Here is a 12,529-nt window from a genome sequence, read left to right as displayed (position 1 = left end):
CAGTTGGTTGGTTTTTCGTATCGGGCGGCATCCTCACGCGTGCTTTATGAAGGTGCCGTTGTTCAGTTCGAGGAGTGCCTGGCGCAATTCCTTCTGGGTGTTCATCACGATGGGGCCATGCCAGGCGACAGGTTCCTGAATCGGTCTGCCGGTCATCAGCAGGAAACGGATGCCTTCGTCGCCAGCCTGAACCGTGATCTCGTCGCCGGATCCGAAACGGACCAGCGTGCGGTTTCCGGTCATGTCGCGGATGTTCAGCTCGGTCCCGCGATATTCCTTTTCAACCTTGATGCCTACAGGGTCGCTGGCATCGCGGAAAGTGCCGGAACCAGCAAAGACATAGGCCAGTGCATTGGCCCGCGTGTCCACCGGAAGCACCTTGCGCCGCCCGGCAGGAACCGAGACACCGAGCAGCATCGGGTTGGCTGCGATTCCGTCCACTGGGCCGGTCTTGCCCCAGAACGAGCCGGTGATGACCTTGACCACCGTGCCGTCATCGTCGCCCTCGACAGGTATGTCTCCGGCGGTAATGTCTTGGTAGCGCGGCGCCGTCATCTTGAGCGAAGAGGGCAGGTTGGCCCAGAGCTGGAAGCCGTGCATCTGACCCTTGGAGTTGCCTGAAGGCATTTCTTGATGCACGATACCCGATCCGGCGGTCATCCACTGAACGCTGCCCGGGCCGAGCAGGCCGCGGTTCCCAAGCGAATCGGCATGCTCGACCTGACCGTCCAGAACATAGGTGATCGTTTCGATCCCGCGATGCGGATGCCAAGGGAACCCCTTGGAATAAAGCCGAGGATCATCGTTGCGAAAATCGTCCATCATCAGAAACGGATCGGTTAACGAAGGATCGTCGAATCCGAAAACACGCTGCAGATGCACGCCCGCACCTTCCAGTGCGGGTTGCGCCTTGCTGGTCGCTGCGACTGGTCTGAACGTCATGGAGGCTCCTTTATTCTTATACATCCAAGATGGCCCTTGGAGGCGAAATCGCTGTTGGCGAAGAAGTGGCATCGGCTGTGCGATTGCGCGCAGATCCCAATGCCGCGCAAGCGGGTTCCGTCAGTCGGCCGCGACTACGTCAAGCAAACGCCGGACATGCGCCGGGCCGGCCGGCCGGATGCCCGTCGGATTCAACGCCTTGATCGAATAATAGCCTCGCGTGATGTGATCCATGTTCACCGTTTCCGCGACGCCCGGCAGCCGCAGCACGCGTTCCATATGCGCTGAAAGATGCGGGTAATCCGCGATTTGCCGACGGTTGGTCTTGAACAATCCGTGATAGGCCGCGTCGAACCGGATGAGCGTCACGAAGGCACGAATATCGGTTTCGGTCAACTCGTCGCCGAACAGATACGGGCGGTCGTCACCGAGGCGCGTCTCCAATTGGTCCAGCATCGCGAACACCCCATCGACGGCCTCGTCATAGGCCTCTTGGCTGGAGGCGAACCCGGCCTTGTAGACCCCGTTATTGAGGCTTTCGTAAATCTGCCTGTTCAGCACGTCGATCTCGTCGGCCAAAGCGGCGGGATAGAGACGCAGATCGGATGGGGCGATCGCTTCGAAGGCGGTATCAAACATGCGCACGATGTCGGCGCTTTCGTTGTTCACCATGACGCCGCGCTTCATGTCCCACAATACCGGCACGGTGGCGCGGCCCGAAACATGCGGATCGGCACGGGTATAGAGTTCATGCATGTAACTCGATCCGTAAAGCGGGTCCTCATCCGCGCCCGGATAGCCGCCGAACCGCCAGCCCTGATCGGTCAGCGTCGGGTTGACCACCGTGACGGGGATCAGATCCGCTAGCCCCTTGAGCCGCCGTGCGATCAGGGTTCGCGAGGCCCACGGGCAGATCAGCGCGACATAGAGCCGATACCGCCCGGCCTCGGCCTCGAAACCACCCTCGCCCGTGGGGCCGGGACGCCCATCGGGGGTGATCCAGTTCCGGAACTCCGAAACCTGGCGCACGAAACGCCCCTGTTCATCGGCCTTCTGCACAGGCTGCCAGTTCTCGACCCATTTTCCATTCACAAGCATGTCTTGTCTCCTTTTTACTATCAGGTTCGCAAAGTGCGTCACTGCGCCAGCGCGAAGGCGGTGCCCCAAGGATCGGCAAAGCGGTCGCCGCCAAGGCGCTGCGTGATCGCCTGACGCGCCGTCGGATCGACGCCGAGGGTTATTTCGCTCAGCCCCGCCTCGGACGGGTCCCGCGTCCCGGCATTGCGGCTGTTCCAGATGTTGCCGGCCAACTGGTGGTGATAACCGCCGCTGCCGTAGAAGCTCGCGCCCGGATAGGTCGCCGCGATGGCGAAGCCGAGGGCGTCGCGGTAGAAGCGATCCGCCTCTTTCGTGTCGCCGATCTGTAAATGAACGTGGCCGATGATGCCGCCCTTCGGAAATCCGGCCCATGTCCGGCCTTGCGCCGCGCGCATCAGGCCCTCAAGGTCCAGAGGGTCAGTCGCCATACGGATATCACCCGCGCGATCGCGCCACTGGCTTGGCGGACGGTCGACATAGACCTCGATGCCATTGCCTTCGGGATCGGCTAGATAGATCGCTTCGCTGACGATGTGATCCGATGCGCCCTGCAGCCGCACGCCCGTTTCGGTCACATGGCCAAGCCAGCGGGCAAGTTCGCCGCGCGATGGCAACAGAAAGGCGGTGTGAAACAGCCCCGCTTGCCTGGGATCGCGCGGGCGTAACGACGGGTCGCCGTCAAGATGCAGCAGCGGCGTCTCTTCGGTGCCCAGTGTCACGCTGCTTCCGGCCTCTGCCAGCGGCACCAGCCCCAGAACGTCACGGTAGAAGGACGAAACGGCATCGAGATCCCGCACCCTGAGCCGAACGGTATTGATGCGGATCGGCGCGGTATTCATGTCGAAATTTTCGGTTGGATTGGTCATCGTGAAACTCCTGTGCGGAAGCGTGCGGGGCTGATTGCCCCGCACCATGAGGACGGATCGGATCAGGTCCGGCTGCGCTTGAGCGCATAGGCGCCGTCGCCCAGCAGGGCCTGCACGACCAGTGTGATCGCCCAAAGCGCCGGATACTCCCAGCCGCCGCCTTCATTCGAGAAGAAGAAGCCGGCCGCGCCATGCGGCGCGTAGATCGAGCCGAGCAGAACCGGCACCAACGCGAGCGACACCCAGCGGGTCCAGACGCCGAGGATCAGCGCCACGCCGCCAGCGAGCTCGGCGGCCATCACGAGATAGGCAAGCGCCCCTGGAAAGCCGAGGCTTTCGAAGAAGGCGGCCGTTCCAGCCGGCGTGAAGATCGCCAGTTTCAGCCAGCCATGGGCGATGAACAGTATTCCCAGAGAGACGCGCAGGATTGTGGCTGCCAGATCGGCATTTGCCACACCGGGAATCACCGGTGATTGAGGCGGGCTATGATGGTTTGCGTTGGACATTGTCTTTTTCCTTTGTTCGGGAGGTTGGGTCAGGCGGAAAACTGCCAGCGCGGCGCGATCTCTGTGCCTTTTCCGAGCACATAGCCGAACTGGATATTCAGGAAGCCGAGCGGCTCTAACTGACGGGCAGTGAACAGGGGGCCGGCATCGATCGGCTCGAACCCGGCCTCTGCGGCCAGCGTTTTCACGGTGTCGCGCGCCGTCTCGTCGTCGGCGGCGATAAAGGTCTGCAACGGCTGACCGTCCAGCTTGAGATCCCCCGCATAGTGCTGGGCGAAGATCGTGTTGAAGGCCTTCACGACGAACGCTCCCGGAACGAGCGCAGCGATCGCCTCGGCGGCCGACGTGGTGGTACCGAGTTGCAGGGCCGAGAAATCCTCGGTGACGGGGTTGGACACATCGATGACGATCTTGCCGTTGAAGTCTGCCTGGTCGGCGATTTCGGCAACTGCCCCATAGGGTGTCGCGAGAATAACGATATCGGCCTCAGTCACGGCGTTTGCCATATCGTCGGCGCGACCAAAGGTCCCGACCTCATGTTGTGTTTTGCTCAGGACATTTGCCAGACCGGATCCGACATTGCCGTTACCAATGATTGCGATTTTCATGACTTCTTTCCTTTCAGTGCGCGCCTTCAGGCGCTGTTTGATCTGTCAGGAAGATACGCCTTGCCTTTAGTCAATGAAATGGCGACTATGGAGAATGACTATCTACAAAGCGTACTAAGTAACTGCCATGGATATCGTCGATGAACTCCGGGCCTTCGTGGCCACCGCGCAGACGGGCTCGTTCACCGCGGCCGCCCATCAGCTGGGGGTGTCGAACCGGCTGACTTCCAAATATGTGGCTGCGCTCGAGCAACGCCTCGGTGCCCGCTTGCTTCAGCGGACCACCCGCAAGGTGGGGCTGACGCCGGCGGGCGAGGACCTGATTGCGCGGGCGCCCGCGCTGCTCGATGATCTCGATGACCTGCTCGGCAGCGTCGCGGAGGGATCGCGCGGGCTGACCGGCATCATTCGCATCTCGGCTCCCGTGACGTTCGGCGAAGTTTACGTCACGGGGATGCTGGCACGGTTTGCCCGGCAGAACCCGGATCTTACGCTCGATCTGCGGCTCAACGATCGCTACGTCGACTTGGCAAGCGAGGGCATCGATCTGGCGTTTCGCATCGGCCGGTCCGACATGCTGTCGCTCAAGACGCTCAGGCTTGGCACCTTCAGCAGCCTCCTGGTGGCGAGCCCGGACTATATCCGAGCACACGGGAAACCCGACTCGCCCGAAGAACTCACCAACCATACCTGTGTTGTGGACACCAACCGGCGGGTTCCGCACAAATGGGTCTTCGAAAGAAATGGGACCGAGACAGTTGTTCAGATCCGGGGGCGTTTTCAGGTCAACTCGGCGCGCGCGGCCATGGATCTGGCCGTCGGCGGCATGGGGATCGCCAACATTCCGCAGTTCGCCTTGCGCGACACCATCGAGACCGGGGCGCTGCTCCCCTTGCTGGAGGAATTCAGAGGCGACAGCGGTCCAGTCAGCGCGGTCTATCTGGAGGGTCGGGCCCTGCCACGCAAGATCCGCGCATTGATCGACTTCGCCGCCGAGGATATCCGGTCTACCGCGATCCTCTAGTGTTCCGAGTCAGACGGTTGCTACCGATTTCCCCTGATTTCATCGAGGGCATCAAGCGCGCGGCATTCGCGGGCGATGATGTCATCGGCGGTCTTGCTCCAGACAAAGGGTTTCGGCTTTGCGTTGTGCAGCAGAAGGTAGTCGTAGATGGCGCCCTCGAGATCGTCGACGCTGGAGTAACTGCCCCGTCGGATGCGCTTCGCGGTGATCTCGGCGAAGAAGCGCTCGACCAGGTTCAACCAAGACGCGCTGGTGGGCGTGAAATGCAGATTGAAGCGCGGATGTTTTTCCAGCCAGGCCTGCACCTCGGGCGTCTTGTGGGTGGCGTAGTTGTCGAGCACGATGTGGATGTCGCGAGGTTTCTTCACCGCCCGATCGATCCGGCGGAGGAAGTTCAGAAACTCCTTTGCGCGGTGGCGCGGCATGCAGTCGCCGATGACCAGACCCGACTTGACGTCCAGCGCGGCGAAGAGGGTGGTGGTGCCATGGCGCTTGTAGTCGTGGGTCATGGTCGCCGCGCGCCCCTTCTTCAGCGGCAGCCCGGGCTGTGTCCGGTCGAGCGCCTGTATCTGGGATTTCTCGTCGACGCACAGCACGACCGCACGGTCCGGCGGGTCGAGGTAGAGCCCCACGATCTCGGTGACCTTCGCCTCGAACATCGGGTCGTTCGAAACCTTGAACCCCTTCACGATATGCGGCTTCAGCCCTGCATCCGCCCATATGCGCCCCACGCTCGAGGGCGATATGCCCACCGCCTCGGCCATCGTCGCGCGGCTCCAGTGCGTGGCATTGGCCGGCGTTTCCTGCACGGTCTTCGCGATCACCTTCAGCCGAACCTCTCTGGGCAGAGGCGGCACCCGAGAGGGCCGCGTCTTATCCCGCTTGAGCCCCAACACACCTTCGTCCAGATACCGCTCCTGCCAGCGCCAGACCGTCGGCTTCGACATGCCCGTCCGCCGCATGATCTCGACGGTGCCCTGACCGTCCGCCGTCACCAGCACGATCTCGGCCCGCCAGGCAAGCTTGCGCGGCGTGTTGCGGTTGCTCAGCAAAGCTTGAATCTCAGCGCGGTCGGCGGGGCCAAGGTAGAGGCAGATATCGGAGCGTCTCATCCGCGGACCATGCCACAGAGCGGCGCCGGCGGGAATCCTACGTCAGGTGCAGAACACTAGAGCATCGAGCCTTTAACTTGATCCATATCCTGCTTCGCAGAAGTAATTCCAGCATTCCTGCGGTGTGAACAGATCGCAGACTTCCGCGAGTGCGTCGAACATCTGGTCGAATATTCTGGCCCCGATCCGTCGCAGATGCGCTTGGTGTTTCGAGAACGCCATTTCGATTGGGTTCAAGTCGGATGAGTACGGCGGCAGATTTTCAATCTGCACCAAAACTGCGTCAGAGCCGATCATCAACGCCGACGGTTCAGTTTGTGAAGGCATCGATAAGGTTGATGACGGAGAGGATCTTTCTGGTGTCACGATCAACCCGATAGGCCCGGTTGCCCTCGCGATAATAGCGCCAATCGTCACGCGGCTCTAGATTTAGCCTACGGGGATCGCGAATAACCACGTAATCACCGATGCGAAGGATGTCCCCGATTCTGGAGCCGTAGTGATCATAGGACTTGCGTGCCTGCCCCGGCGGCACACAGGGCGGGTTCTTTTTTGCAAGTCCCGGCGGGCAGTGTCCTGTAAATCCGTTGCGGTAGTCGCCGTGCGCCTTGCCCTTGCCGCGCCCAGGGTCTGCCGATGCAGGCACGGCGGCCATCGATACGGCTGCAATTGCCATTACGGCCAGTGTTCGAGAAAATCTCATAGCTCGCTCCGCTTCAAGTGTTATCGAATAGATAGTGCTGAGCGCGGCAGAAGTCAGGCATAACGAACATCACCAGGCCATAATGTGGCAGAAACGGCGGGCTTCCGCCTGCCTCGTTGCCGCCTGCGAACAACGAAAGGATGGGTCGATAAGCCTGCGCGACCGTCCATCCGGGTCTGGCAACGCTCGATGGCCGACATTTCGCGGCGCTCCACGCGACCGGTATGACCATCTTTGGCCGAACGATAGGCATCACGATGACGACGAAAGATATCTGCCACTTCCAGCGTCGGGCGATCAAATGGACTCTGCGTCCTGGAGATCGTTGTCGCCGCGACATGCGAGCACAAGGAACGTCGGGCGAGGTTTTTTCCACCTTCTTCAAGCTTTGCCTGACTTCCTTCGGTGGGCCGATGGCGCGTCTGGGTATTCCGCGACGAGCTAGGTACGCAACGCAAGTGGCTGAGCGATCACGCCTACGCCGATCTGGTGGCGCTGTGCCAGTTCCTGCCCGGCCCAGCCTCGAGCCAAGTCAGTTTCGCACTCGGTATGATGCGGGCTGGCTGGCACGTGGCGCTCGCGGCCTTAATCGCTTGTCTCGGTGCGGTGCTGGAGCCGAAACCCAATAGCGTGTCCGGTGCAATCATCGCGTTACTTGCGTTGTTCCTGCCCGGCTTTGCGCAAGAACCGGACCGCGCTTGACCTGCCAACAATCATGCAGGCCTGTCCAGAGTTCGCGTCCTGGGCGCGTAATATGGGCGGATTCCTGAAGGATTGGGGCGATCTGCATCGGGTTGCCGGGCAACTCAGGCCGATGATCGGGATTTCGGAGCATGCTTGGAACGTGGCTCAGGACCGAATGGGCACACAGGTGGCAACGGCGGCGTTTGCGCTCGTGTTCGAAAAGCATAGCACGGGTGAGGTTGCCTCGCCGGGCGGATATCTGCGCGGCATGGTCGAGAAGGCTGGGGCAAGGAATCTGCACCTCGAATACTGCTTCTATTGCAGACTTGGCGGTAAGGCAACGTGATGCTTCAAGATTGAAAAATGCACCGTGTTCACAGTTGTAGGCAGGTCTTCAGGGAGATTTCTGTCGATTTCTCAAAATCAATAAATAATTGATAAAAAACAGTTATATCACCTTAGGTGCGAGATGCTGCCGATGTGCGTCGCCGATCTTGGATGTCGAACCGAACTTGCTGTGCGAAATCAATGCCCTCGGCAGACGTGACGGCATTGTTCCCCTTGTTGAGTGCCCGATGGTCTTTAAGACGGCAGGTGCCGGGCCGGGTGAAAGTGAAAGTGTCCTTCGGGTTTTGTGACTGACGGATGAGGGCCCTTGAGGGTCCCTCGGATGGGTCCGGGCCGGGTTCCGGTCTGTGTTTGCCGATGAAGGACATTCCCATGCAAACAGGCGTCTTGCGCGTGTTGCGCGCGACCGCTGCCTCGTGGTGGCGACACAAGGAACTACGCCGAACCGGCCAGACGGGGCAGGCACAACGGCTCGAGCGCGAGACCGTACTGCGTGACCTCGGCTATCTGAAGCAGGCGGCGACTTTGCCAAACGCGCATGTGATCTGCGGAGAGGGCGGGACATTCATCCATCTTGGTTGGACCACCGTGTCCACCCTCGCGCCGATCGAGCGCTTTCCATTGGCCACTCTTGCGGTCGCACGAGGGACCCCGTTCATCGATATCCGACCCGTCACCGATGTCATCGCCTTCGCCAACTTCCCGCGCGTGACGCGCGACGGATCGATCGACCCTGAACCTTGCGGTCCTGGCTGGTCCGTCTCGCTGACCACCTACATCGACAGGGTCGAAGCGCTCGGCGCGCGGATCGCAAACGATCCACGGCCCCGTCAGTCAACCTGATCCCCATTCCCTCTCACCAACACTCGAAAGGAGGCCTGCCATGGCCCGATCCCGCACGCCCAAATTCGATGCCTCCGAGGTCATCACAAACGAAATCATCCGCATCATCGAGCGCGGTGTTCTGCCGTGGCGCAAGCCCTGGACCGCAGGTGGCAGCTCTCGTCCCCTGCGCGTGGGCGGTGAACCCTACCAGGGAGTGAACAACTTCCTGCTGACAATGCGGACCGTGATGGCGGGCCACAGCTCGCCCTTCTGGATGACGCTGCCGCAGGCCAATGCGTTGGATGCAAAGGTCCGCAAGGGCGAGAAGTCCTCTGTCGTCGTTTATTACGGCCAAAGCCGGAAAGACGCTGACGGCGAAGACGATCGCAGCGACGGCGATGATCGCTCCGAGGAAGCCCGCATCTTTCGCTTTCAGAAATCCTACCGCGTGTTCAATGCCTGCCAGATCGAGGGCCTGCCCGAAAGCTTCTTCCCCGACCCGGAGCCAGCGCCCGAACATCCGCCGTCCGAGCCCATCCCTCACATGCAGGCGTTTTTCGATGCCATCGACATCACAACCGTCTTCACGGGCACGGAGGCGTACTATTTGCCGCCCGTGGACAAGGTCTACATGCCGTCCATCACGCGGTTTCAGGACCCGCGCAATTTCTACGGGGTCTGGGCCCATGAACTGGCCCATGCCACAAAAGCCCCGCATCGACTGAACCGTGATTTCGGCCTTTCGCGATTTGGCAACACCTCCTATGCCCGCGAAGAGATCGTGGCCGAATTGTCTTCGGTGTTTCTGGGTCAGACGCTTGGCTTCACGGCGCATACGCTCGAGATGAACGCGGCGTATCTCTACAACTGGCTGCGCGTTCTGCGTTCGGACAAGACCGCGATCTTCAAGCATGCGGCCGACGCACAACGCGCTTGCGACTACCTGTTCGCCCGATCAGAGGCGGGCAGGGCAGGGGGCAGCGCCGAGGCCGCCTAACAGACCTGTTGCTGCGAAGCGGAAAATGGCAGGTGTGAGCTCACATCTACCCGTCTGCGGCTCTGAGAACTCGCTCATCTTGACAACAGATCAAATCAGAACTATTGAAGTTACATGAAGCGTGACAGCCGCCTTTCCTCGGTCCTCCACGCGCTCCTCCACATGGCAGAGCGAGAGGGCCCCATGACGTCCGACGATCTGGCGCAGTGCCTTGGCACCAACCCGGTCGTCGTGCGGCGCACGATGGGCTTTCTGCGCGAGGCCGGGATCGTGGCATCCGACAGGGGACATGCAGGCGGGTGGCGGATCACGGCGGACCTGTCGGCCGTCTCGCTCCGGCACCTGCATGACGCCTTGGGCGAGCCTGCACTGTTCGCCGTCGGCAATCGTAACGATGCTCCGGGGTGTCTGGTCGAACAGACCGTCAACGCGGCGCTGGACGAGAGTTTTTCCGAAGCCGAGGCCTTGCTGTTGGCGCGTTTCGAAAATGTCACCCTTGCCGATCTTGCCGCGGATTTCGCGGTCCGGCACGCCGCACGGCGCAACTAGAAAGAACCCTGAATGATCCACGATGTCATCGTCATCGGGGGAAGCTACGCCGGCATGGCAGCTTCCCTCCAGCTTCTGCGTGCGCGCAGGTCGGTCCTGGTCATCGATGCCGGGCAAAGGCGCAACCGCTTTGCCAGCCACGCACATGGCTTTCTGGGCCAGGACGGCGTCGATCCTGCTGTCATCGCCAGCACGGCCCGCCGCCAATTGGAAGCCTACCCGACGCTGACGTGGTTGGAGTCCGAAGCCACCGGGATCACGGGGGAGCAGGATGCCTTTGTCGTCACATCGGCCGAAGGGCAAAGCCATCGCGGTCGACGGGTCCTTTTCGCGACCGGGGTGACCGACCAGTTGCCAAATATCACGGGACTGGCAGAGCGCTGGGGGCAATCCGTCTTTCACTGTCCCTATTGCCATGGCTATGAGCTTGATCAGGGCCGCATCGGTGTCATCGCCACAGGCCCGATGTCGGTGCATCAAGCGGAATTGCTGGCAGAGTGGGGTAAGGCCACTCTGCTAACCAACGGTGCCCTGATGTTGGAGCCCGAGGGGCGGGATGGATTGGAGCGCAAGGGCATCACCGTCGAGGGCACGTCAATTCATGCCATCGCGGGCGACGCGGACGTGCAGCTGACCGACGGCAGGGTCCTGTCCTTTGCGGGACTGTTCGTCGCGACGACGATCACTCCATCCAGCAGTCTTCCCTCGGACCTAGGCTGCGAGATCATTGAGAACCCGATGGGCCGGATCATTACCGTGGATGCGTCGAAGCAGACGACAGTGCCCGGCGTTTTCGCCTGTGGCGACGTGGCCGTCGTTCCAGGGGCAGTCTCCTTCGCTGTCAGCGATGGGGCACTGGCCGGCATGCAGTTGCATCGCTCGCTGGTCTGGCCGGAGACGATGTCGTGACGGAGCGTGGGGTTACACATCATGCCTTTAGTCACGACACTGCCGGATATGCGGCACGGGCCGCGCGCCAGGTCCCCGGCCTGCATGACGTCTACCGCATGGCGGGGCTCCTGCTCGCGGAACGGGTGCCGCCGTCTGGCAGAGTGCTGGTGCTGGGCGCCGGTGGGGGCCTCGAACTGCGCGCCTTCGCGGACATGCAGCCGGACTGGCGATTGGAGGGCGTCGATCCGTCGGCCGAGATGAACGATCAGGCCCGGCAGACTCTGGGCGACATGGTTGACCGAGTGACTTTCACTGAGGGTTATATCGATGACGCTCCAATAGGCCTCTTCGATGGCGCAACCTGCCTTTTGACCCTGCACTTCCTGCCGCAGGAGGAGCGCTTGTGCACGCTGAGCCAGATCGCCCGTCGCCTGCGCCCGGGTGCGCCACTGGTAGTTATGAATCACAGTGTGCCGGACGGGCAGGAACGGGATCTCTGGCTGCGCCGCAACGCGGCCTTGATGGTGTCCCATGGGATGTCCATCGAACAAGCAGAAAAGAGTGTGGAGAACTTGAAGGCGCGCCTGCCGATTCTATCGCCACAAGAAGACCAAGCCCTTCTCGCGCAAGCCGGATTCACTGACATCCAATTATTCTATGCCGCGTTCACATTTAGGGGATGGGTCAGCTATCTTGGTTGATCGACAACTGCGGCTTTGTCCCGCTGAGCGGACTATCGGAACTGTTTGGTTCGGGCAGGTTTGGACGGGGTCTTCTACCAAGCAGAAAAGTGAAAGCGGGCTTTAGGAAGGGTGTTTCAACTTCTCAAAGGAGAGCCCCATGTCCATGACCGTGCAACCCCAGCCAAACCGTCCAGATCCGACCGTGATCGCGGCGCAGAACGATGCCTTCCGCAAGCTCGCGTGCCTTGGGGTGCCGCCTGAGCAGCCCATCCAGGGCCGCATGCATGTCGCGCGCTCGCTCATTGAGGCCGATGACGGCTTCATGGCCGAGGCGGTGAAGGCCACCGGCGCATTCGATACGTTCAGGCCCGAGAATGATCCCGAGGGATGGCACGACTTCGGGGCGGTCGAGATCTGGGGCGAAACCGTGTTCTGGAAGATCGATCTCTATGAAGCAGACTCGGACTTCCGCTACGGGGCTGAGACCCCGGACAATCCTGCCACCACCATGCGCGTGCTGACCATCATGCTGGCGCGCGACTGGTAGGGCAGGGGACTCCTCACCCTGACATCTGAGACGATGAAGGCCCGCTGACCCCTCAAAGGGAAAGTGGGCCTTTTGTCGTGATGATCCCTGAAGCCGGGGATTGGTCACGCGCGTGAGCGCGCGGGCCACACCTCACCCTCCTGGAA

15 protein-coding genes and 2 pseudogenes are annotated in these 12,529 nt (G+C 61.3%); 9 read left to right on the top strand and 8 right to left on the bottom strand.

The annotated features are described in order from the left end of the window. Nucleotides 1-33: 33 nt before the first annotated feature. The 5 genes from N7U68_RS20200 to N7U68_RS20180 form a co-directional block, all read right to left on the bottom strand. Nucleotides 34-942 carry a pirin family protein gene (locus N7U68_RS20200; RefSeq protein WP_263049303.1) on the bottom strand — a complete coding sequence of 303 codons (909 nt, stop codon included), beginning with the start codon at nt 940-942 and terminating at the stop codon, nt 34-36. A 120-nt stretch (nt 943-1,062) separates the two neighbouring features. Further along, nucleotides 1,063-2,040: a glutathione S-transferase family protein gene (locus tag N7U68_RS20195; protein WP_263049302.1), complete on the bottom strand. Its 978-nt coding sequence runs from the start codon at nt 2,038-2,040 to the stop codon at nt 1,063-1,065. A gap of 38 nt (nt 2,041-2,078) precedes the next feature. Beyond that, a complete protein-coding gene (locus N7U68_RS20190) occupies nt 2,079-2,906 on the bottom strand; it encodes a VOC family protein (protein ID WP_263049301.1) in 828 nt (275 codons plus the stop codon). A gap of 62 nt (nt 2,907-2,968) precedes the next feature. After that, nucleotides 2,969-3,412, bottom strand: coding sequence for a DoxX family protein (locus tag N7U68_RS20185; protein ID WP_263049300.1), 444 nt, complete (start codon nt 3,410-3,412; stop codon nt 2,969-2,971). Nucleotides 3,413-3,441: 29 nt separating this feature from the next. After that, a complete protein-coding gene (locus N7U68_RS20180) occupies nt 3,442-4,020 on the bottom strand; it encodes an NADPH-dependent F420 reductase (protein ID WP_263049299.1) in 579 nt (192 codons plus the stop codon). 127 nt (nt 4,021-4,147) lie between these two features. Between N7U68_RS20180 and N7U68_RS20175 the strand changes: the two genes are divergently transcribed. Next, nucleotides 4,148-5,044 (top strand): LysR family transcriptional regulator, encoded by an 897-nt coding sequence (locus N7U68_RS20175; RefSeq protein WP_263049298.1) that lies wholly within the window; start codon nt 4,148-4,150, stop codon nt 5,042-5,044. Nucleotides 5,045-5,064: 20 nt separating this feature from the next. Here the strand turns inward: N7U68_RS20175 and N7U68_RS20170 are convergent, their stop codons facing one another. The 3 genes and pseudogenes from N7U68_RS20170 to N7U68_RS20160 form a co-directional block, all read right to left on the bottom strand. Continuing rightward, a complete protein-coding gene (locus tag N7U68_RS20170; protein ID WP_263049297.1) occupies nt 5,065-6,156 on the bottom strand; it encodes an IS630 family transposase in 1,092 nt (363 codons plus the stop codon). 72 nt (nt 6,157-6,228) lie between these two features. Continuing rightward, nucleotides 6,229-6,414, bottom strand: a pseudogene (locus N7U68_RS20165) (IS630-like element ISSpo6 family transposase); the annotation flags it as partial. A 52-nt stretch (nt 6,415-6,466) separates the two neighbouring features. Next, nucleotides 6,467-6,832: a hypothetical protein gene (locus N7U68_RS20160; RefSeq protein WP_263049296.1), complete on the bottom strand. Its 366-nt coding sequence runs from the start codon at nt 6,830-6,832 to the stop codon at nt 6,467-6,469. 365 nt (nt 6,833-7,197) lie between these two features. On the opposite strand from N7U68_RS20160, the pseudogene N7U68_RS20150 reads away from it, so the two are divergent. The 8 genes and pseudogenes from N7U68_RS20150 to N7U68_RS20115 form a co-directional block, all read left to right on the top strand. After that, nucleotides 7,198-7,519 (top strand): annotated as a pseudogene (locus N7U68_RS20150) (chromate transporter); the annotation flags it as partial. Nucleotides 7,520-7,613: 94 nt separating this feature from the next. Then, entirely contained in the window at nt 7,614-7,889 is a 276-nt protein-coding gene (gene repC, locus N7U68_RS20145) for a replication initiation protein RepC (protein ID WP_263049295.1), read from the top strand. A gap of 374 nt (nt 7,890-8,263) precedes the next feature. Next, a complete protein-coding gene (locus N7U68_RS20140) occupies nt 8,264-8,734 on the top strand; it encodes a hypothetical protein (RefSeq protein ID WP_238987525.1) in 471 nt (156 codons plus the stop codon). A gap of 40 nt (nt 8,735-8,774) precedes the next feature. Further along, nucleotides 8,775-9,713 (top strand): ArdC family protein, encoded by a 939-nt coding sequence (locus tag N7U68_RS20135; RefSeq protein WP_263049294.1) that lies wholly within the window; start codon nt 8,775-8,777, stop codon nt 9,711-9,713. Nucleotides 9,714-9,827: 114 nt separating this feature from the next. Further along, a complete protein-coding gene (locus tag N7U68_RS20130) occupies nt 9,828-10,262 on the top strand; it encodes an RrF2 family transcriptional regulator (RefSeq protein WP_113913002.1) in 435 nt (144 codons plus the stop codon). Between the two features lie 12 nt (nt 10,263-10,274). Further along, a complete protein-coding gene (locus tag N7U68_RS20125) occupies nt 10,275-11,171 on the top strand; it encodes an NAD(P)/FAD-dependent oxidoreductase (protein ID WP_263049293.1) in 897 nt (298 codons plus the stop codon). Further along, nucleotides 11,168-11,854 carry a class I SAM-dependent methyltransferase gene (locus tag N7U68_RS20120; RefSeq protein ID WP_238987524.1) on the top strand — a complete coding sequence of 229 codons (687 nt, stop codon included), beginning with the start codon at nt 11,168-11,170 and terminating at the stop codon, nt 11,852-11,854. Before N7U68_RS20125 ends, N7U68_RS20120 begins: the two co-directional genes overlap by 4 nt. Nucleotides 11,855-11,993: 139 nt before the next feature. Further along, nucleotides 11,994-12,383, top strand: a complete 390-nt coding sequence (locus N7U68_RS20115; protein ID WP_263049292.1) for a DUF3768 domain-containing protein — start codon at nt 11,994-11,996, stop codon at nt 12,381-12,383. Nucleotides 12,384-12,529: the final 146 nt, after the last annotated feature.

Source organism: Roseovarius pelagicus (assembly GCF_025639885.1).
Lineage (GTDB): Bacteria > Pseudomonadota > Alphaproteobacteria > Rhodobacterales > Rhodobacteraceae > Roseovarius > Roseovarius pelagicus.
The sequence above is the reverse complement of the archived record's forward strand: the minus strand, read 5'-3'. Positions and strand labels throughout refer to the sequence as shown.

Excerpts from the sequence above, each read along its gene's own strand:
- N7U68_RS20200 (WP_263049303.1), bottom strand. The coding sequence starts at position 942 with ATGACGTTCAGACCAGTCGCAGCGACCAGCAAGGCGCAACCCGCACTG.
- N7U68_RS20195 (WP_263049302.1), bottom strand. The coding sequence starts at position 2,040 with ATGCTTGTGAATGGAAAATGGGTCGAGAACTGGCAGCCTGTGCAGAAG.
- N7U68_RS20190 (WP_263049301.1), bottom strand. The coding sequence starts at position 2,906 with ATGACCAATCCAACCGAAAATTTCGACATGAATACCGCGCCGATCCGC.
- N7U68_RS20185 (WP_263049300.1), bottom strand. The coding sequence starts at position 3,412 with ATGTCCAACGCAAACCATCATAGCCCGCCTCAATCACCGGTGATTCCC.
- N7U68_RS20180 (WP_263049299.1), bottom strand. The coding sequence starts at position 4,020 with ATGAAAATCGCAATCATTGGTAACGGCAATGTCGGATCCGGTCTGGCA.
- N7U68_RS20175 (WP_263049298.1), top strand. The coding sequence starts at position 4,148 with ATGGATATCGTCGATGAACTCCGGGCCTTCGTGGCCACCGCGCAGACG.
- N7U68_RS20170 (WP_263049297.1), bottom strand. The coding sequence starts at position 6,156 with ATGAGACGCTCCGATATCTGCCTCTACCTTGGCCCCGCCGACCGCGCT.
- N7U68_RS20160 (WP_263049296.1), bottom strand. The coding sequence starts at position 6,832 with ATGGCAATTGCAGCCGTATCGATGGCCGCCGTGCCTGCATCGGCAGAC.
- repC (WP_263049295.1), top strand. The coding sequence starts at position 7,614 with ATGGGCGGATTCCTGAAGGATTGGGGCGATCTGCATCGGGTTGCCGGG.
- N7U68_RS20140 (WP_238987525.1), top strand. The coding sequence starts at position 8,264 with ATGCAAACAGGCGTCTTGCGCGTGTTGCGCGCGACCGCTGCCTCGTGG.
- N7U68_RS20135 (WP_263049294.1), top strand. The coding sequence starts at position 8,775 with ATGGCCCGATCCCGCACGCCCAAATTCGATGCCTCCGAGGTCATCACA.
- N7U68_RS20130 (WP_113913002.1), top strand. The coding sequence starts at position 9,828 with ATGAAGCGTGACAGCCGCCTTTCCTCGGTCCTCCACGCGCTCCTCCAC.
- N7U68_RS20125 (WP_263049293.1), top strand. The coding sequence starts at position 10,275 with ATGATCCACGATGTCATCGTCATCGGGGGAAGCTACGCCGGCATGGCA.
- N7U68_RS20115 (WP_263049292.1), top strand. The coding sequence starts at position 11,994 with ATGTCCATGACCGTGCAACCCCAGCCAAACCGTCCAGATCCGACCGTG.